The organism is Hymenobacter segetis (genome assembly GCF_054776495.1).
This window is the reverse complement of the sequence record NZ_BAAHBV010000001.1, coordinates 2,191,134-2,210,691: the sequence shown is the minus strand read 5'-3', so window position 1 is coordinate 2,210,691 and position 19,558 is coordinate 2,191,134. Positions and strand designations below refer to the sequence as shown.

18 protein-coding genes are annotated in these 19,558 nt (G+C 59.5%); 12 read left to right on the top strand and 6 right to left on the bottom strand.

Going from position 1 to position 19,558, the window contains the following annotated elements; genetic code table 11:
• Positions 1-68: 68 nt before the first annotated feature.
• Complete coding sequence (gene tgt / locus ACYU70_RS09180; RefSeq protein WP_460615968.1) at positions 69-1,199, bottom strand: tRNA guanosine(34) transglycosylase Tgt; 1,131 nt, start codon at positions 1,197-1,199, stop codon at positions 69-71.
• Between the two features lie 252 nt (positions 1,200-1,451).
• Between tgt and ACYU70_RS09175 the strand changes: the two genes are divergently transcribed.
• The 3 genes from ACYU70_RS09175 to rsmG all read left to right on the top strand — a co-directional run bounded on the left by ACYU70_RS09175 (position 1,452) and on the right by rsmG (position 4,055).
• Entirely contained in the window at positions 1,452-2,600 is a 1,149-nt protein-coding gene (locus tag ACYU70_RS09175; RefSeq protein ID WP_460615967.1) for a glycosyltransferase, read from the top strand.
• Positions 2,591-3,214, top strand: a complete 624-nt coding sequence (locus ACYU70_RS09170) for an RNA polymerase sigma factor (protein WP_070728736.1) — start codon at positions 2,591-2,593, stop codon at positions 3,212-3,214. Before ACYU70_RS09175 ends, ACYU70_RS09170 begins: the two co-directional genes overlap by 10 nt.
• A 223-nt stretch (positions 3,215-3,437) precedes the next feature.
• Positions 3,438-4,055, top strand: a complete 618-nt coding sequence (rsmG, locus tag ACYU70_RS09165; RefSeq protein ID WP_342298606.1) for a 16S rRNA (guanine(527)-N(7))-methyltransferase RsmG — start codon at positions 3,438-3,440, stop codon at positions 4,053-4,055.
• Positions 4,056-4,067: 12 nt separating this feature from the next.
• Here rsmG and ACYU70_RS09160 read toward each other — a convergent pair whose 3' ends face one another.
• The gene (locus ACYU70_RS09160) at positions 4,068-5,825 is read right to left on the bottom strand and encodes a hypothetical protein (RefSeq protein WP_342298607.1); all 1,758 of its coding nucleotides are present in this window, start codon (positions 5,823-5,825) and stop codon (positions 4,068-4,070) included.
• A 145-nt stretch (positions 5,826-5,970) separates the two neighbouring features.
• Positions 5,971-6,951 (bottom strand): YheT family hydrolase, encoded by a 981-nt coding sequence (locus ACYU70_RS09155; RefSeq protein ID WP_342298610.1) that lies wholly within the window; start codon positions 6,949-6,951, stop codon positions 5,971-5,973.
• 286 nt (positions 6,952-7,237) lie between these two features.
• Here ACYU70_RS09155 and rpsT point away from each other — a divergent pair, with 286 nt between their 5' ends.
• Together rpsT and ACYU70_RS09145 are read left to right on the top strand one after the other, a co-directional pair.
• Positions 7,238-7,489, top strand: a complete 252-nt coding sequence (rpsT, locus tag ACYU70_RS09150) for a 30S ribosomal protein S20 (RefSeq protein ID WP_168674786.1) — start codon at positions 7,238-7,240, stop codon at positions 7,487-7,489.
• Positions 7,490-7,690: 201 nt separating this feature from the next.
• Positions 7,691-9,226 (top strand): hypothetical protein, encoded by a 1,536-nt coding sequence (locus ACYU70_RS09145; RefSeq protein WP_342298613.1) that lies wholly within the window; start codon positions 7,691-7,693, stop codon positions 9,224-9,226.
• Positions 9,227-9,308: 82 nt separating this feature from the next.
• Here the strand turns inward: ACYU70_RS09145 and pyk are convergent, their stop codons facing one another.
• Together pyk and ACYU70_RS09135 are read right to left on the bottom strand one after the other, a co-directional pair.
• Positions 9,309-10,748 (bottom strand): pyruvate kinase, encoded by a 1,440-nt coding sequence (gene pyk / locus ACYU70_RS09140; RefSeq protein ID WP_342298614.1) that lies wholly within the window; start codon positions 10,746-10,748, stop codon positions 9,309-9,311.
• A 268-nt stretch (positions 10,749-11,016) separates the two neighbouring features.
• Entirely contained in the window at positions 11,017-11,445 is a 429-nt protein-coding gene (locus ACYU70_RS09135) for an IPExxxVDY family protein (protein WP_342298616.1), read from the bottom strand.
• A gap of 162 nt (positions 11,446-11,607) precedes the next feature.
• Here ACYU70_RS09135 and ACYU70_RS09130 point away from each other — a divergent pair, with 162 nt between their 5' ends.
• From ACYU70_RS09130 to lgt, 7 genes are all read left to right on the top strand, one after another.
• Positions 11,608-11,844: an acyl carrier protein gene (locus tag ACYU70_RS09130; RefSeq protein WP_019948606.1), complete on the top strand. Its 237-nt coding sequence runs from the start codon at positions 11,608-11,610 to the stop codon at positions 11,842-11,844.
• 168 nt (positions 11,845-12,012) lie between these two features.
• A complete protein-coding gene (gene fabF, locus ACYU70_RS09125; protein WP_342298632.1) occupies positions 12,013-13,263 on the top strand; it encodes a beta-ketoacyl-ACP synthase II in 1,251 nt (416 codons plus the stop codon).
• 177 nt (positions 13,264-13,440) lie between these two features.
• The gene (rnc, locus tag ACYU70_RS09120; RefSeq protein ID WP_342298634.1) at positions 13,441-14,166 is read left to right on the top strand and encodes a ribonuclease III; all 726 of its coding nucleotides are present in this window, start codon (positions 13,441-13,443) and stop codon (positions 14,164-14,166) included.
• A gap of 214 nt (positions 14,167-14,380) precedes the next feature.
• Positions 14,381-16,297: an NAD(+) synthase gene (gene nadE / locus ACYU70_RS09115; protein WP_342298637.1), complete on the top strand. Its 1,917-nt coding sequence runs from the start codon at positions 14,381-14,383 to the stop codon at positions 16,295-16,297.
• A 212-nt stretch (positions 16,298-16,509) separates the two neighbouring features.
• The gene (locus ACYU70_RS09110; protein ID WP_342298639.1) at positions 16,510-17,151 is read left to right on the top strand and encodes an RNA polymerase sigma factor; all 642 of its coding nucleotides are present in this window, start codon (positions 16,510-16,512) and stop codon (positions 17,149-17,151) included.
• The gene (locus ACYU70_RS09105) at positions 17,144-17,425 is read left to right on the top strand and encodes a hypothetical protein (protein ID WP_342298641.1); all 282 of its coding nucleotides are present in this window, start codon (positions 17,144-17,146) and stop codon (positions 17,423-17,425) included. Before ACYU70_RS09110 ends, ACYU70_RS09105 begins: the two co-directional genes overlap by 8 nt.
• A 98-nt stretch (positions 17,426-17,523) precedes the next feature.
• Complete coding sequence (gene lgt, locus ACYU70_RS09100; protein WP_342298644.1) at positions 17,524-18,534, top strand: prolipoprotein diacylglyceryl transferase; 1,011 nt, start codon at positions 17,524-17,526, stop codon at positions 18,532-18,534.
• Between the two features lie 101 nt (positions 18,535-18,635).
• Here lgt and ACYU70_RS09095 read toward each other — a convergent pair whose 3' ends face one another.
• Positions 18,636-19,541 (bottom strand): hypothetical protein, encoded by a 906-nt coding sequence (locus ACYU70_RS09095; RefSeq protein ID WP_342298645.1) that lies wholly within the window; start codon positions 19,539-19,541, stop codon positions 18,636-18,638.
• Positions 19,542-19,558: the final 17 nt, after the last annotated feature.

The window sequence follows — 19,558 nt, the reverse complement described above, 5'->3', positions numbered from 1 at the left end:
AATTATGAATGGGTGAGCGGCGCTGTTATCGAAACATCAACTCATAATTCATAACTCATAATTCATAATTACAATCTGGTCATCAGCTGCTTCACCATGCGCTCTTTCCAGGGGCCAAACGTGCCGGCGATGATTTCCTTGCGGGCCTCTTTCACCAGCCACAGGTAAAACGTCAGGTTGTGGGCCGAGGCAATCTGCGGCCCCAGCATCTCTTGGCACTGGAAGAGGTGGCGCACATAAGCGCGGGTGTAGAAGTTGCTGGCCGCGCCCTCCAGCACCGGGTCGATGGGCGTGAAATCGGTGGCAAACTTCAAATTCGTCACGTTCATAATGCCCTGCGTGGTGAACAGCATACCGTTACGGGCATTGCGGGTCGGCATCACGCAGTCGAACATATCTACGCCCAAGGCAATGTTTTCGAGGATGTTGGCCGGCGTGCCCACGCCCATCAGGTAGCGCGGCTTGTCCTTGGGCAGGATGTCGCACACCAGCTCGGTCATCTCGTACATCAGCTCGGCCGGCTCGCCCACGCTCAGCCCGCCAATGGCGTTGCCCTCGCGGCCCTGCTCAGCAATAAACTCCGCCGAACGCACGCGCAAATCCTTAAACGTGCTGCCCTGCACAATCGGAAAAAGTGCCTGCTGATAGCCGTAAAGCCCTTCGGTGCTATCGAAACGCTGGATGCAGCGCTTCAGCCAGCGGTGCGTCATATCGAGCGAGCGGGCGGCGTAGTCATACTCGCAGGGCCAGGGCGTGCACTCATCAAAAGCCATGATAATATCGGCCCCAATCACGCGCTGAATATCCATCACACCCTCCGGCGAGAATAAATGCTGGCTACCATCAATATGCGAGCGGAACTTCACGCCCTCTTCCTTAATCTTCCGCGTGTTGCTGAGCGAGTACACCTGGTACCCGCCCGAGTCAGTCAGAATCGGTCGGTCCCAGCCGTTGAACTTGTGCAGGCCGCCGGCGGCCTTGAGCACATCCAGGCCCGGCCGCAGGTAGAGGTGGTAAGTATTGCCGAGGATAATCTGGGCCTGCACGTCGTCTTTCAGCGTGGCCTGGCTCACGGCTTTCACAGTGCCAGCCGTGCCCACGGGCATAAAAATGGGCGTTTCGATGGTGCCGTGGGCCGTTTCGAGGCGGCCGGCGCGGGCCTTGGTGGCGGGGTCTTGAGCGAGAAGGTCGAAGGTCATGCGGGAGGGGAGGCAATGTCGCAGCAGAGCACAAAATGAACGTCATGCTCATCTGGCGTCCGCGCAGCCGAAACATCTCGCGTGTGAGCAGTAATTATAACTGTCTTCACGATTGAGTTACTAACCCGAGCGAGATGCTTCGGCTGCGCGGACGCCAGATGAGCATGACGGGCTATGGCCCTTGCTTCCCACAAAGGTAACCCGCCCGTTTCGCGCCCCGTACTTTTGCAGGCTCATTCGTATTCCGCTGCTTTGTTGGTTCCACCCGTACCCGCGTCCCCGTTTTTCTGGCTTTTGTTGGCGTGCGTGCTGGTGCAGCTCTTCTACGCCGCGTATTTCTTCTGGCCCTTCGCCCGCCGCGCCCCCGAGGCCCCGGCCGATGCGCCCGGCCCCGACACGGAGCCCGTGTCCATCGTCGTCTGCGCCCGCAACGAGCTCGACAACCTGCGCCGCCTGCTGCCGCTGCTGCTCAAGCAGGACTACCCCGCCGCCTTCGAAATCGTCCTCATCGACGACCGCAGCCACGACGACACCTATTTATACGCCCAGCAACTGGCCCAATATTACCCCACCACCGTGCGCCTCGTCACCATCGACCGCACCCCCGACGGCTTCGCACCCAAAAAATACGCCCTGACCCTCGGCATCAAAGCCACCCGCTACGCCCGCCTGCTCTTCATCGATGCTGACTGCATTCCGGCTACCAATCAGTGGCTGCGCCTCATGCAGCGCGGTTTTGCCCAAAAAGACGGGGCCGACCTTGTCCTCGGCTTTTCCGGCTACACTGAGGCCCCCGGCTTTCTTAACAAACTCATCCGCTACGAAACGCTGCTCACTGCCGCGCAGTACCTCAGTTTCGCCTGGCGCGGCTGGCCTTACATGGGCGTGGGCCGCAACCTGGCTTACACCCGTGCCTGTTTCACGGCCACCAAGGGCTTTGCCTCGCACATCCGCCAGCTTTCCGGCGATGACGACCTGCTGGTGCAGGATGCCGTTCGCCAGCACCAGCGCGTGGCCGTGGTGGCCGACCCCTCGGCCCACACCCTGAGCGAGCCCGCCGAAACCTGGTCCGCTTGGTGGCGGCAGAAGCGCCGGCACCTCTCCGCCGGTCGCGCCTACCGCCTGGCCGACCGTTTGCGGGTGGGCACCTTCGTGATGGCTAATATGTTGTTCTATCTGGCTACCGTTGTGTTAGTTTTTTCGCCAAACAATTGGGTACCTTTGGCAGTGGTATGGGTTCTCCGAACGTTGTTCGTGAGCGCCGTGTATGCACGTCTGAGCCAGCGGCTCGCCCAGCCCGTAATCGTCGGGCTCCTGCCGGTGCTCGACGTGGTTTATTTTATTCAATACCTGGCTCTGGGAATCTCGCTGTTCCTTAACCGCACCCTTCGATGGAAGTAAACAACCAAGACATTCAAAAGCAGTTTTCAGCCAAAGCCAAGCACGACTTTAAGCTGATTCGCGCCGCTGTGGACCACGGCGACGAGAAGGCCTACGCCGAGCTGATGCACATCTACAAAAAGCCCGTCTATCACGTGGTGCTCAAGATGGTGCGCAACCAGGACGACGCCGAAGACCTCACCATCGAGGCTTTTGCCAAGGCTTTCCGCAACCTGCACAAGTTCAACCCCGAGTATGCGTTCAGCACCTGGCTGTTCCGCATTGCCACCAACAACTGCATCGATTTTATCCGCAAGAATAAAATCAAAACCATGTCGATTGACTCGGCCATCAAGGTCGATAACGGCGACGAAATCACCATCGATTTCCGCGACAACGACCTGAACCCGGCCGAGCACGCCGTGCGCAACCAGAAAATCGAAATCATGCGCCACGTCGTGTCGCGCCTGCCCGATAAGTATCAGCGCCTCGTGTCGCTGCGCTATTTCGACGAGCTCAGCTACGAAGAAATTGCCACTGAGCTCAAAGCTCCCCTCGGCACCGTGAAAGCCCAGCTGCACCGCGCCCGCGAGTTGCTCTATGACATGGTGAAGCACACCAAGCAGATTATTTAATCGCAAAAAAGCCCCGGCGCAAGTCGGGGCTTTTTTTGTGCATTTGGGCTTGAGTAATAAAAAAAGAACGGTCATGCTGAGCGCAGTCGAAGCATCTCTACCGCAGTAGTAATCAATTCCGCCACAACGAAGCGGTAGAGATGCTTCGACTGCGCTCAGCATGACGTTCTGGTTTTGTTCTTCGAAATGAGCGAAACGGCCCAAACCGTGCACCTTTGCACCCATGAACCTCTTGCAGCACTACTTCCCCGAACTTACTCCGCAGCAGCTCCAGCTTTTCCAGCAGCTCGAAACCGAGTTCCGCGCCACCAACGAAGCCATCAACCTCGTGTCGCGCCCCGACATGGAGAATTTCACGGAGCGCCACGTGCTGCACTCGCTGGGCATCGCCAAAGTCATCCAGTTCCCCAAAGGCAGCGCCGTGCTCGACGTGGGCACCGGCGGCGGCCTGCCCGGCCTGCCCCTCGCCATCATGTTCCCCGAAGTGCACTTCCACCTCGTGGATAGCATTGGCAAGAAAATCCGGGCCGTGCAGTTCATGGCCGCCGCGCTGGGCCTGAACAACGTGACCGCCGAGCAAACCCGCGCCGAGCAGGTACGCGCCAAATATGACTTCGTGGTGAGCCGCGCCGTGGCCCGCCTCGCCACCTTCCACCCCTGGATTGCCCACCGTTTCAAGCCCCAGGGGGCACCCGGCTCCGGCCTTTACTACCTCAAAGGCGGCGACTTAACTGAGGAAATTGCCGAGTCCGGTCTCAAAACCAAAGTCACGGATTTGAGCGACTTCTACAACGAAGAATTCTACGAGACGAAGAAGGTGGTTTTCGTGCCCGCGAAATAGTTGGTTCACTGCTTATTGCTTTGTCATGACAAACCGGGCCGTGCGGCCGTCGGTGGTAGGTACCCGCACGGTGTAGCTACGCAAAGGCAGTTTCAGGCGCTGGTGAGTTGCATTATCGGCGGTGGCTTCGATGCGACCGATGAGACCACCGGAGATGTTGGCAAAAGAAATACCCGCCGGTAGCGACAGCTTGTAGCCCGAGGGAAACTTGCGGATGTAGCACGGAACGAAGCCCAGCGTGGGCGGCTGGCCGTTGTCGTTGGTCATGTAGTAGGTCGCTGCCACCTCGGGGCCGTCGGTGGCACGGGGCGGGTTTATCGTGATGATGTAATTGATGATAGTACTATCCAGCACCGTGGTGCCGCTGCGGATGTACGGCACCACGCTACGTGCTGTCCAGGAGCCCAGCAGTGCGGTTTTGTAAATGCTCATCGAATCGACCGGCGTAAAGTCGCAGCGCACGGTTACGTTCTGCTTCGTGGTGATTCCCAGCGTTGCATTTTCATACACTGCGTCGAAATTGAAGGATGTGGGCCCGGTGAGAGTGGTACTGCTGGCTACGAGCGCCAGCTTCTCGCCCACTGCCGACACGGCCAGGTTTATCGCCGAGTTTGAAATGTTGCGAATCTTCAAAATTCGGGTCGACATCGACTTGTATTTCCGGTCCAGCGCCTGCTTGATGGGGCTCACGAACGCACTCACCGGCTGCGCGTTCCCAAACCACGCCCGCACTAGGTTAAAGCCATTAATAAACCGATTCTGAACATTTTGTAGCTTCGACTGCGCCGAGAAAACGCCCTGCATAAACGCCGAGCCCGAGGCGTCGCTCGTCATCAGGGCCCGGCCCACGGTCACGGCATCACAGGTAAAAGTATTGCCCGCCGTCCACGAAAAGCCTTGGGCATTGTTCAATTCAAAGCTGTGCACCAACGAGTAATTTTCGCCCAGCTGCTTGAGCAGCTTCAGCGACTGCGTGAGCTGCAGAATGCCCGCCGTCGCCGCGCCCACCGCCAAAATCTTGGTTACGAATGTGGGGTCGGGCGTACCAACCAATAGCGCAAATGTGCCAACACAGGCCGTCGTCTTGATGGCACTACTGACGAAGGCTAAGCCGATGGCCTCAAAATCTGCGCCGGGGTCGGCGGTGGCGGTAGTAGCGGTGCCGCCAGCCGGCCGGCGCGGCACGGTCCGGAAATTTACCAAATCCATGGGCAGGTTGCGCAGCACATAAGCCGCCGCCAGTTTGTCGCTGGCCGAAAGGCTGCTTCGCATGGTGCCAAACGTTTGTTGCAGGCTGCGCATAGAAGCCACATCCTGCGCCTCTACCGGGGCTATGCTGTCACGGCTTAGCTCGGCTAGGTGGTTGATGGCGTTGGTTAGTTGGGTATTGAAATCGGTCAAGGCCTGGTCGGCATCCTTGATGGGCATGTAATTGCCCATCGTCAGCGTCGGCGACGATTTCGCATGTAGCGCCGAAAGGTCGAGCGGGAGTGGCCCGGAGGGCAGCACGGGCACCAGGAAAACAGCCTGTCGGGCGTCAATCTTCGTCAGCCGCACCGTTTCGCCGCCCACTTTTATCTGCCAGTCGCTGCCGTCTAAATCAGCAGCAGCTTCAAGAATCACCGCCTCGCCGGGAGTCACCGAGCTTTTATTAAGCGTAATGGTCTGGGTTTGGTCGGCACCCGGTTTTTCTTCTTCCTTTTTGCAGCCCGAAATTGTCAGGAAAAAAGCGGGCAGCAGTAATACAAGGAGGCGGAATAGTTTAGGCATAAGCGGATGAATAATGCGGCGGCGAATGCAGCTTGCTTCTTAGCAGCTGCATCAAGCCATGACCAACAAAACTAGATTTGCCTGTCAGCGCTTGCAATACCTGCTTTCAGGTATTTCTCACCTCACTTATGCTCTTAATGTTTCGCTAGCCGGGCACTTCCGCTGTCAGAAATTCCACCGCCCGGCGTTCCGAATAATAGTCCCCGCTACTCTCCGCAAAGCCGACGTGCCCACCCTCCGGCGGTGTTTCGAGGAACACAAAGGGCGAATCAGCCGCCGTCTCCCACGGGTAGCAGGAAGCCGGTAGAAACGGGTCGTTCTGGGCATTCACCAGCAGCGTGGGCACCCGAATGCCGCTGAGGTAGCGGCCGGAGCTGGCATATTGGTAGTAGGCTTCAGCCGAATCAAACCCGTGCATGGGCGCGGTGTATTTGTCATCAAACTGCGGGAAGTTGCTCAGTTCCTCCAGGCCTTCCAAATCGACCTGGCCAGGCATGAGAGCGGCTTTGTCACGAATTTTCTGGCGCAGCGTCTTCAAAAAGCGGCGCATATAAACCTGGTTCTGCAGCCGGCCGATGTGTACCGAGCTGGCTTTTAAATCCGTTGGCACCGAGAACACCGCCGCCCGCTGCACTTCGGCCGGTACGCGGTCCGCGTCCTCGCCCAGGTACTTCAACGTCACGTTTCCACCCGCCGAGAAGCCCAGCAGGTAGGCCCGCTGGTAGCGGCCGGAAGCCAGCGCATGACGCAGCACCAGGTCCAAGTCCTCCGTGTCGCCGAGGTGGTAGGAGCGGAGCAGGCGGTTCATCTCGCCGCCGCAGCTGCGGTAGTTCCACGCCAGCGCGTCGAGGCCGGCGCGGTTGAGGGCGCGCACCATGCCCCGCACGTAGGGCCGTGAAGCATCGCCTTCGAGGCCGTGCGATACGATGGCGAGGCCGTTGGTAGGCCGGTTTTCGGGCAGGCGGCTCCAGTCCAGGTTCAGGAAGTCGCCGTCGGGCAGCTCCAGGCGCTCGCGCTGGTAGGCCACGTCGGGCACGGTGCGCCAGAGGCTGGGCACAATGGTCTGCAAATGGCCGTTGAACAGGTAAAACGGCGCCTGATAGTGGGATTCTGCGACGAGCGGCATGGCACGTAGGGGCTAGGAAGTGGCAGGGCGCGCTGAGTGGGAGAAGGGGCTGGTAAAGTTCTCACCTAATCGGCATGCATACTAATTTAGATGCTCTAAAGTGAATTTGGAATGAGCATAGACGGATTTAGTGGTGATTTTGCGCAGTGCTATGGAATAGAAATGGAATAGAATAAGCTTTGCCTCAAGATTTTTGGCGGCAGGGTTTGAATTTGTCGGGCGGATTCGTACCTTTGCCCTCCCAAACACAGAACTCAAGCATAACGCTCTTATATATTTCCTGCTCATGGCAAACCATAAGTCGGCCCTCAAACGCATCCGCAGCAACGAAGCCAAGCGCGTGTTGAACCGTTACCAGCACAAATCCACCCGCACGGCTATCAAAAAGCTCCGTACGACGACCGACAAAACGGCCGCTCAGGAGCTGCTGAAGAAGGTGACTTCTATGCTGGACCGTCTGGCCAAGAAGAACATCATCCACAAGAACAAAGCTGCTAACAACAAAAGCAAGCTGACAAAGCTCGTCAACGCGCTTTAGTGCGAGACGAGCCTAGCGAGGCCAGACTGCGCCGCCCCAAGGTCTGGTCTCGCGCTCCTTACAAAAAGCCCTGCTCAATCTTGAGCAGGGCTTTTTGCGTGTAAACAGGTTTTTTGGTGGAGTAACATAGTTTTATTCGGGAGTAAGTACCGAATGCTTACCTTACGGGCAGTATTCCACATCAACTACCCCCCCCGCACCATGAAACACGCCTACCCCTGGGCGCGGCCTTTACTGGCCGCGCTGTTCTCGTTTATTGCCTTAGGTACCAGTGCGCAGCAGGCATGGCGGCCGTTTCGGCCGGGACTGATTTACACGTATGAAGTGCCGGGCAGTACCAGCACCGGCCCCTATACTACGGTTGGTATTTACACCTTGCGGCTCGACTCTGCTTATGTAACAGCTACGGGCGACTCGGCTTGGGCATTCAACCGGGTGCTGCGCGAAACGACGGGCCAGGTACCCGCAGAAGGACTTTACGGCCGATTCCGCAAGAGTCGCAACAACTTGTTTGGTCAGCGCCTGCGCTGGCAGCCGGGCTCCACGGAATACACCCTGGAAACCGTGACGGAAGGAACTGCGCAATCGGCTACGTCGCTGCTATTGCGCCCGCAGGCTGCCGTGGCCAGCACTTGGGTGGCCAATGCGGCATCAAATATTACTGCTACGCTGACCAGCCGGGGCTTGCAAACGGTCAATGGCCAATCTGATATGGTGGCCACCATAACCCTGAGTACGGGGCCGGTGATACGGCTAAGCCAGAATTACGGGCTGATAGAAGGACCGCAATGGTTGACTCTCAACGGCAGCCCGCGACAATGGGTGGCGACGCAGCTGCCCGCTACGGTGGCGCAATCGCCCTACAGCCCTCTGCGCTTGTTTGATTTGCAGCCGGGCGACGAAATAGGCTATCAGGCTTTTCCTATTATCATCACACCCTTCGAATGCTCACAAGTACGTAGCCTGCGCCGGTTTTCGGCACGCAGCCAAGTGGGTGATTCGCTCATTTACACGTTTCAGGAGCAAACCCGAACGGAAAATCTTAGTGTTGGAGCTCCCGGTTGCTCTGCCACTCCAGGTACTTATTACAGTGGCATCGCAACCTACCGCTGGGCCTTTTCGCTGAGTACGGGTAAATCAAGGCAGTTTACAGACACTCCCATGCTGACAGGAGAGTACCGCATGAGCAGTGGTGGTGTTTTCCTGAGCCGTGGAATTGTTCAGATACAGCCCGGGGGAAGCGGGTGCACCGGAAGCCAACAGATAGTGTACGACCAGCTTTTTACGTATGGAGCTAATGACAATACCTTTGGGCGGCTTCCCGACATTGACCCCTTGGTATGTTTTTCACCAGACCTTGGTTTGGGGGCTATAAGAAGCAGAAGTACTGCAATCACCTACTATCGCCGCACCCGGAACGGCACTACCACCACCTGCGGCAGCCCTTCCAGCTTCGTAAACCTGCTGCCCACCCGCGCCGCCCAGGCCGCCGCCATCGCCACGCTGCACCCCAACCCTGCTACCGAAGCCGCCACGCTCACGCTGGCCATGCCGGCCCGCCCCGGCACCACGTTGCGCCTCACCGACGCGCTGGGCCGCGCCGTATGGCGCGCGCCCGTACCCGTTGGCCAAACGGCCGTGGCCGTGCCGCTGGCCGGGCAGCCCGCCGGCCTCTACCTGCTGCACCTCACCGGCCCCGATGGCGCTAGTGCCACCTGGAAGCTGACCCACGAATAGCCCGATTATCACCACAAAAAAAGAGCCCGCTACTTTCGCAGCGGGCTCTTTTCGTATCCGGCCAACTGGCCGGCGGTATGATTTAGGCGATGCTCACCTTCACCATATTGGCTTTGCCTTTGTCCTGGATGGGCATCGAGCCGGTGGTGATGTACACGTCGCCGGCCTCCAGGTGGCCGGTGGTGGTGAGGACGTAGCGGATGTCGGCCACGGTGCTGTCGGTGCTCACGAGGCGGTCGTAGTAGAAGCCGCGCACGCCCCACACCAGGCTCAGGGCCGTGAGCAGGGGGCGGTTGTCGGTGAAGATGAAGATGTTGGCTTTGGGGCGGTACTTGGCCAGTTGGAAGGCCGTGTAGCCGCGGTGCGTCATGCCGGTAATGGCTTTGGCCCCGGTGTTTTTGGCCAAGTGGCACGAGGCCGACAGGATACTATCGGCCATGAAGTTGGTGCCTTTGGGGTCGACGGGCCACCACTTGTGGAACAGCTGCGGGCTGCGGCTTTCCACGCTCAGGATGGTGCCCACCATCGAGCGAATGACCTCGGCGGGGTAGGCGCCCACGGCGGTTTCGGCCGAGAGCATCACGGCATCGGCCCCGTCGAGCACGGCGTTGGCCACGTCGCTGGTTTCGGCGCGGGTGGGGCGGGGAGCCGTAATCATCGACTCCATCATCTGAGTAGCTACGATGACGGGCTTGCCGGCCGCATTGCACTTGGCAATAATCATCTTCTGGGCCATCGGCACCTCTTCCATCTTCACTTCCACGCCGAGGTCGCCGCGGGCCACCATCACGGCATCGGTGATGGCGATGATTTCGTCGATGTTGCGCAGGCCGTCGGGCGTTTCAATCTTGGCTACCACGCGCGTGGTTTTGCCGGCGTCGGCAATCAGCTTTTTGATGAAGCGAATGTCGTCGGCTTTGCGGGCAAAGCTCAGCGCCACCCAGTCCACGTCGTGCTCCAGGCCGAATTTCAGGTCTTCGATGTCCTTTTCCGTCATCGACGGGGCCGAAACTTCCGAGTCGGGCAGGTTGATGCCTTTGCGGGGCTTCACCAAGCCGCCGTAAACCACTTCCACGTCCACTTCCTTGTCGCGGTCGGTGGCCAGCACTTTCAGTTCGATTTTGCCGTCGTCAATCAGAATCTGGTCGCCCGCTTTCACGTCGCGGGCCAGGCCCAGGTAAATAGTGCTCAGGCGTGTGGCGGTGCTGATTTCCTTCTCGCCGCACACCAGCTTGATTTTATCCCCGGCCTTGATTTCCACGCCGCCGCCTTCTACCTCACCCAAGCGAATTTTCGGTCCCTGCAAATCCTGCAACAAGCCCACCGACGTCCGCATGTCCTTGTTCAGCCGCCGCACCGTGTTGATAACCGACAGGTGCTCCTCGTAAGCGCCGTGCGAGAAGTTGAGCCGGAACACGTCCACGCCTTCGCGCATGAGAATGCCGAGGCGCTCATACGTATTGGAAGCGGGGCCGACGGTGGCCACGATTTTGGTTTTGTTAAATGAATTGGGGGTTTCCATGCGTTGGGATGAAATGTCGGAACAAAAAAACTCCCCTCCTTAAAGCAGAAGGGGACGCTGGCGCGGCGCGCAAGCTTGGGCCTTTGGCGGGGCTGGCGACGGCACCCGTCACCGCAAAAGTCGTTTAATTTAACCGAAAACCCTACCGTTCGCCGCCGTACTTAGCAGGAGTTTTTCGGGGCAAACGTTTGTTTGTCGCCTTGTTGAGCGTGCTGGCGCTTTGGTTTATTCCGGTAATGCAAAGCGCCGCGCTGCGCCAGCCCGGCAATCACATTATCAAGTTCTCCTTATACTTGAGCGAATTCGGGTCGAACTGGCAGGCGTACTGCACGGCATCGAGCGCGGTGAGGCGCTGGAGCAGCTCATCGTCGGCGAGGTGGCCGCTGCCGTTGGTCACGGCCAGCAGGTAGTCGTATTCCTTGATATCGGGGGCCAGGTAGGGCTTTTTGAGGCTGGACGGGGCGATGGAGCGGTTGCGCAGCAGCCGCAGCGTGAGGCTCTCGGTGGTGTATAAATAGTTCGTAAATAACAGCCGGCCTTGGCTGAAGAGATTCAGCAGCAATTCGGGCTGTTTGACGAGGCGCAGGCGCAGGGCGCGGTTCAGCGTCCAGGCCAGGGTATAGTCGCGGGTGCTGCTCACCAGCCCGAACAGGGCGAAGTCGCACTCGTAGTCAACATCCAGGGTGAAAGTTTTCATAGCGGCCACAAAAGGGGCACCCGCGGGCGGGAAGCGGCAAAGCTACGGCCCACAACGGGCCGTCGCCATAATGTTGTACCCGCATTTCAGAAGCGCGGCCGTGGGTTAGTTGGAAAATCTCTCGTTACTTTGTGCCGTAGTTTTCCCTAAACCCCCACGGAAATGTCTGAAATCGCAGAAAAAGTAAAGGCCATTATTATTGATAAACTGGGCGTTGAAGCCTCCGAGGTTACCCCCGAGGCAAGCTTCACCAACGACCTGGGTGCCGACTCGCTGGATACCGTCGAGCTGATTATGGAGTTCGAAAAGGAATTCAACGTGAGCATCCCCGACGACCAGGCCGAGAACATCGGTACCGTGGGCCAGGCCATCAGCTACCTCGAAGAGCACGCTAAGTAGTTTTCCCTCATTCTGAGCAATACGAGCAATTTGCGTAAATAATCTTTACCCGATTTCCGCGTTTTGCCTGGAATGAATACCTAAGTTCTGCGCATACCGGCCGGCTAGCCGCCGGCCGGTTTTGCTGTTTAATCCCGCTTCACCTTTCGCGCCTCTGGCGCCTGACTTATGTCGTCCATCCGACGGGTTGTCGTTACCGGCCTTGGAGCCATCACACCGCTGGGCAATACTGCCCCGGCTTACTGGGAAGGCCTGCGCACGGGCGCCAGCGGCGCGGCCACCATCACGCGCTTCGACCCCACCAAGTTCAAAACCCGCTTCGCCTGCGAAGTGAAAGGCTACGAAGCCGACAATTTCTTCGACCGCAAGGAGCACCGCAAAATGGACCTGTTCACGCAGTTCGCCGTGGTGGCGGCCGATGAGGCCATCGCTGACTCGGGCCTGCTGGAAAGCGGCGTTGACAAGGACCGCGTGGGCGTGATTTGGGGCTCCGGCATCGGCGGCCTGAAATCATTGCAGGAAGAATGCTTCCAGTTTGAGCGCGGCGACGGGACGCCCCGTTACTCGCCCTTCTTCATCCCGCGCATGATTGCCGACTCCTCGTCGGGCAACATCAGCATCAAAAACGGCTTCCGTGGGCCGAATTTCGTGACCACGTCGGCCTGCGCCTCGTCGAACGACGCCATCATTGCGGCCTTCAACAACATCCGCCTCGGCCTCGCCGATGCCGTGATTACTGGCGGTTCCGAAGCGGCCATCACCGAATCGGGCGTGGGCGGCTTCAACGCCCTCAAGGCCATGAGCGAGCGTAACGACGACCCGGCTTCGGCCTCGCGGCCTTACGATAAGGACCGCGACGGCTTTGTGCTAGGCGAAGGGGCCGGCGCGCTGGTGCTCGAAGAGTACGAGCACGCCAAAGCGCGCGGTGCCAAAATGTACGCCGAGCTGATTGGTGGCGGTATGTCGTCGGACGCCTACCACATCACCGCGCCCGACCCCAGCGGCAGTGGCGTGGTGCTGGTGATGAAAAATGCCCTGCGCGATGCCGGCATCACCACCACCGACGTGGACTACATCAACACCCACGGCACCAGCACGCCCTTGGGCGATGGCGCTGAAATCAAGGCCATTGAGCAGGTTTTTGGCGAGCACGCCGAGAAGCTGAACATTTCCTCGACCAAAAGCATGACCGGCCACCTGCTGGGCGGTGCCGGCGGCATCGAGGCCGTGGCCTGCCTGCTAGCCATGCAAAACAGCCTGGTGCCCCCCACCATCAACCTGCACACGCCCGACCCGGAAATTAACCAGGCGCTGAACTTCACACCGAACGTGGCGCAGCCCCGCGAGGTGCGCGTGGCTATGAGCAACACGTTTGGCTTCGGCGGTCACAATACGTCGGTGATTTTCCGCAAGCTGTAGGTTGACGTTGTCAGCGAACAGTTTTCCGAACGTCATGCTGAGCGCAGTCGAAGCATCTTTACCTTGCAACTAATCATGCTGTTTGATTTAGTATTGCGGTAGAGATGCTTCGGCTACGCTCAGCATGACGTTCTTTTTTGGGCTTTCTTTTCTGCCGAATCTTTAAAATCCTTCCCTTTGCTCGGTTTCGTTTCCCGTTTTTTTGCTTCTGATAAAGCGTTTCGGCAGGCGGTAGCCACCGTGACGGGCCAGACGCCCAAGAATGCCCGGCTCTACCGACTGGCGTTCACGCACTCATCGGCGGTGCGGCAGCAGCCCGCTATTGGCAAGCACCAGACCAATGAGCGGCTAGAGTTTCTCGGCGATGCCGTGCTGGGCACGGTGGTGGCCGAATACCTGTTCAAAAAGTACCCCTACGAGCAGGAGGGCTTCCTGACGGAGGTGCGCTCGCGCATCGTGAACCGCGAAAGCCTGAACGGCATCGCCCTCAAACTGGGCCTCGACGGACTGGTGCAGCTGGATGCCGCGCAGGGCCGCGCCGCCCGCTCGCGCTCCGTGAACGGCAACGCGCTGGAGGCGCTGGTGGGGGCGGTGTACCTGGATTTGGGCTATAAAGCGGCCCGGAAATTCATCCTCACGCGCCTCGTGAAGGGCTTTGTGGACGTGCACACGCTCACTACCACCACTGCCAACTTCAAGAGCAAGCTGGTGGAATGGGCGCAGCGCCAGGGCAAGGTCCTGCGGTACGACATCACGGGCGAGGCCCGGCCGGGCGGTATGATGGAGTTCACGGCTAACGTGCTGCTGGATGAGGAAATCATCGCCACCGGCATGGGCCTGAGCAAGAAGCAGGCGGAGCAGCTGGCGGCTGAGCGGGCGCTGACGGAGTTGGGCGTGGCTTAACGCTTCAATCGTTTCACTCGTTGACTAGCCCCAGCGGGGCGGCATATTGGTAGTTAATTGCTCTCCTGAAATCAAAAAAGCCCCAGCGGGGCGACACTCGCACAACGAGTGTCGCCCCGCTGGGGCTTTTTCCGTTTGATATTCGTCGATTTCTACCAACATGTCGCCGCTCTGCGGCTTTTACATTGTATCCACGCACTTAAATCGGAACCCCATGCGTATCGCCGGAGCTGCCCTCAACCAGATTCCTATTGACTGGAATAACAACCTGCGGAATATCCAAACAGCCATTGAGCAGGCCAAAAGCGCGGGCGTGGAGCTGCTGTGCCTGCCCGAGCTGTGCCTGACTGGCTACGGCTGCGAGGACCTGTTTCTGAGCGACTGGATGCCCGAGGCGGCGCTGGCCCACCTACAAAAGGTGCGCGAATGGACGCACGGAATTTGCGTGGTGGTAGGCCTACCGGTGCGCCTGCCGGGCCGCACCTACAACACGGCGGCGGTGCTGCGCGACGGCCATATTCTGGGCTTCGCGGCCAAGCAGTTTCTGGCCAATGATGGCGTGCATTACGAAACGCGGTTTTTTGCGCCGTGGGTGGCGGGCGAAACCGGCACCGTGAGCTGGGAAGGGGAGACGTGGCCGTTGGGCGACCTCGTTTTTGAGCACCAGGGCGTGCGCTTTGGCTTCGAGATTTGCGAAGATGCCTGGCGGGCGGATAATGTGCGGCCAGCGTGCCGGCTGATGGGCAAGGTGGATTTGATTGTGAATCCGTCGGCCAGCCACTTTGCGATGAGCAAGACCGATGTGCGCTACCAGCTGGTGATGAAGGCCTCGCGCACGTTTGATTGCACGTATCTGTACGCCAATTTGCTGGGGAATGAGGCCGGCCGCATCATCTTCGACGGTGAAATTCTGGTGGCCCGCAATGGGCATTTATTGAAGCGCAACCAGCTGCTGAGCTTCAAAGAAGTGGATTTGGAATGGGTGGACGTGGACTTCACGACCAAGCCGGAGCCGGCGGCCGAAATCGTGCCGCTGCCTGCGCCTGATGAGTATAAGGAGCTGAACCAGGCCATGAGCCTGGCACTGTTCGACTACCTGCGCAAGGCGCGCAGCCGGGGCTTCGTGCTGAGCTTGAGCGGCGGGGCGGACTCGTGCTTTTGCGCCGTGGGCGTGGCCGAAATGGTGCGCCTGGGTGTGGAAGAGTTGGGTCTGGATGAGTTCAAGCGGCGCAGCGGCTGCTTCCCGGCGGCGAGCGAAACGGTGGTGCAACAGGCCGGAGCGGGCGGCAGCGCGGCTCAGGTTGTGGAAACGCCGGAAGCTCAAAGTAACTTAAGCACCAATCAGCAGCTGGTGCGGCAACTGCTGACGTGCGCTTACCAAGGCACCGTAAATTCTTCTGATGACACCTTCAACTCGGCTAAGGATTTGGCCGATAGCATCGGGGCGCGGTTTTTTAACTGGGAAATTGATGAGGAAGTAGCTGGCTACGTGGGCAAAATTCAAGGGGCGCTTGGCCGCGATTTAACCTGGCAAACCGATGATTTAGCCTTACAAAACATTCAGGCGCGGGTGCGGGCTCCCGGCATCTGGCTGCTGGCCAACGTGCAAAACTGTCTGCTCATCACCACTTCCAACCGCTCGGAGGCCAGCGTGGGATACTGTACTATGGACGGCGATACGGCCGGCAGCATCTCGCCTATCGCGGGCGTAGACAAGGACTTTGTAAAAAAGTGGCTGCGCTGGGCCGAAACTGAGTTGGGCTACCCGGCCCTGCGCCACGTCAACGCCCTGCAGCCCACCGCCGAGCTGCGCCCCCTAGCCGATAAGCAGACCGACGAGCGCGACCTCATGCCCTACGTCCTGCTAAACCGCATCGAACGGCTGGCCTTCTACGACCGCCTCAGCCCGCGCCAGGTGTTGGCCGCGCTGGATGGCGAGGCCACCGGCTTCGACCACGAGCAGTTGAAAGCCTTCGTGCGCCGCTTCTACAGCCTCTGGAGTCGCAACCAGTGGAAGCGGGAGCGGTACGCGCCCTCGTTTCACCTCGATGATTATAACGTGGACCCACGCTCCTGGCTGCGGTTTCCGATTCTCAGTGGCGGGTTCAGTGAGGAGCTGGCGGCGCTGTAGCGCGTGCTCATATGTTGGCCAGCGGAGAAAGCCGCAGAATGTAAATGACTGTGTATTATATATTGATGGTCAGTAAATTGGCTGAAATGTGTCGTGAATGGCGCAAGTTTTCCGCGTTGAGTGGTCCTAACGCTGTGTAACTTCTTCAAGCGCGGCACTTAGCCGCTGCGGAAGCTGCGAAGACATCTTGCCAACATTTAGTGCCGGAGCCTGTGACTTGTGCTATTCCACTGTTTTCGACTCCTGAATCATCGGCTTGCGCCGAAGTGGTTGCGCCGGTAATTGATGCGGATGCCGAACTTATCGAGCAGTTGCAAAGTGGAAGCGAAGTTGCCTTTCGGACCCTAGTCGACCGTTATCAGAACCGCGTTTACCGCACCGCGCTTTCGCTGCTGCGCAACGCGGAAGAAGCGGAGGACGTGGCCCAGGAGGTTTTTGTGGAGGTGTATCAAACCATCGGACGGTTTCGGGGCGAGGCGGCGCTGAGCACTTGGCTCTATCGCCTGGCTACGTCCCGGGCCCTGAAAAACCGCCGCCGGGCGCAGGCCAAAAAGCGCTTCGCCTTTTTCACCAGCCTGCTGGGCTTCGGCAATGAGGTGCTACACGAGCCACCCGACCACGCCCACCCGCTCACGCTGCTCGAAGGCCGGCAACAGCTCCAGTTGCTGATGGCCCACATCGCCCGGCTGCCCGACCAGCAACAGGTGGCCTTCACACTACGCCACGAGCAGGAGCTGAGCTACGAGGAGATTGCGGCCGTGCTCGGTACCACCGTGGCCGCCGTCGAATCGCTGTTGTTCCGCGCCCGGCAAACCCTTCGCAAACACATTCAACCGTCTTTTCGCCATGTCTAATTCCGATGCCCGCCCCGGTACTGACCAAGAATGGGAAGACCTGATGGCGCAGCTGCGCACCCAGCCACTGGCGCAGCACCGGCCCTTTTTCTACACCCGCGTGCAGGCCCGGCTGGCTACCGCACCCCCCCCAGCCTGGCGGCCGGGCTGGATACGCCGGCCCGCCTATGCCCTGCTGCTCGGGGCCCTGGTGCTGCTTCTGGGCGGCGACGACGCGGCTATCGCGTCGGCGGGGGGCGCGACGGTGGCGGCCAGCGCACCCGCCCCGCGCTGATTACGCTGCCGCGGCCATTGCATCGACTTCCGTTTTTTGCTGCCCGGTGCCAAGCCGGGGGCTGAGTACCTTTGACCTTCTATTTCATTTTCGCCCGCATGTTTCCTTCTCTCGACGCCATTCTTTGGAACGTCAACCCCATTATTGCTCACCTCGGGCCGGTCACGCTGCGCTGGTACGGGTTGTTTTTCATGCTGCCCTTCGTGGTGGGCACGTTCATTCTCACGCACATCTACCGCTCGGAGCGGGTGTCGCCGCAGTGGGTCGATGTGATTACGATTTACATGCTCATCGGCACCATCGTGGGGGCGCGGCTAGGGCACATGCTTTTTTATGATTTCGATGCTCTGAAAGCCGACCCGATGGTCGTGTTTAAAATCTGGCAGGGCGGCTTGGCCAGCCACGGTGCGACCATTGGCATCCTGTTCGCCTGCTGGCTGTTTGCCCGCAACAACAAGTTCGATTACCTGTGGGTGCTCGACCGGATTGTGATTGTGGTGGCGCTGGGCGGGGCGTGCATCCGCACCGGCAATCTGATGAACTCCGAAATCGTGGGCAAGCCCAGCAGCGCGCCGTGGGCCTTCACCTTCCCGCGCGACGTGGACCATCTGCTGCCCGTGACGCGCCCGCTGCCCGCCGGGGCCGTGCAGGTAGCCGCCGAGCCCGTGCGCTTCCAGGACGGCACTACCAGCTACCGCCTGCTGCCCGAAGGCACGGCCGTCGCTCCCGAGGCGCCTATGGCCGTGCCGCGCCACCCCACCCAGATTTACGAGGCACTGTTCTGCATTTTCCTGCTGGCCCTGCTCTACTCGATGTGGAACCGCACGAAGGAGCGCACGCCGCGCGGGCAGCTATTTGGGCTATTCGTGGTGCTGCTGTTTACGCAGCGCTTTCTGGGCGAATATCTGAAGGAAAACCAAGTGGCGTTTGAAAACGGTCACCTGTTCAACCAAGGCCAGCTGCTGAGCATTCCGCTGATTTTTATCGGTATCTGGGTGCTGTGGCGTGCCGGCAAGGACCCGGAAAACCCCTACGGCTACGCTCCGCGTGACCTGGGCAAGGAGGGCGACTCGCAGCCCACGTCCGGCCTGGACCAGCCGCGCGCGTAGCTCGGGTTAGATTCTGACAAAGTAAAGAGAGGTTTCGCAGGGACTAGCACATTGCCCGTCCTTGCGAAACCTCTCTTTATTTCGTGAAGCTCCGTGTGTGCTTACGGCAGCTTGTACTCGTATAAATCGCCTTTCTCAGTGCTGATTAGCAACGTACTGTCGTCCTTGAAAACCGCGCCTTCCGTCTGGCCGGCCCCGGCGAGAGAAATCTGGCGGGGCGTGGCTTTCAGGATTTCAGCCCAGGAATTTCCATCGAGAATGAACAGCTCGCCGCGGCCCAGCAACACCAGGCGGTGGCCGTCGGCACGGAGGGCGGCATCGGTCACTTGACCCGGAATGGCTAGCGATGTTACCTTCTTGGCGGTGTAGGTGCCGGGTTGGTCGGGCACGGTGTACACGTTGCTGGCGCGGTCCTGGCCCCGGTCTTTGGTGAAGAGGTATACCTGGCCATCGTGCCAGAGGCTGGCTTCGCAGTCGAAGTTGCGCTGCTTTTTCTTGGGCGGAAACTCGCGCTGGTCGGAATATGTGAAGGCGATGGTGCCGACGGATTTGGGGCTGTCGGGCCGGAACTTGAAGATTTTGAGGTTGCGGCGCGTGCTTTCGTTGTTGCCGCAGTCGCCGATGTAGTAGTTGCCGCTGCCGTCGCGGCTCAGGCTTTCCCAGTCGGTATTGGTGGCCGGCACGTCGATGGTGCGGATGAGCTGGCCCGAGCCGCTGATTTCGTAGAGCGTGGGCGAGTTGCCGTCGTCGCCGAAGCTGAAATAGTTGCCGCTTTCCGGGGCGGGGGCCAGGCCCGAGCTTTCGGGCACTTTGCCCTTGAGTGAGCCGACTTTGCTGAGGCCTGCGATTTCAGCCGCCGCGTTTTTATCCTTGCGGCGGTCGCCGCCTTTAGGCATATCAACCCCCGCGGATGTCGGCGAATCGGTGGTTTTATCGGGTTGAGCCTGCGAGCAGGCTGCGGTGAGCATCAGGACCAACGCGGCCGGCACAAGGGGAATAAAGCGCATTAACGTAAAGCAACTGG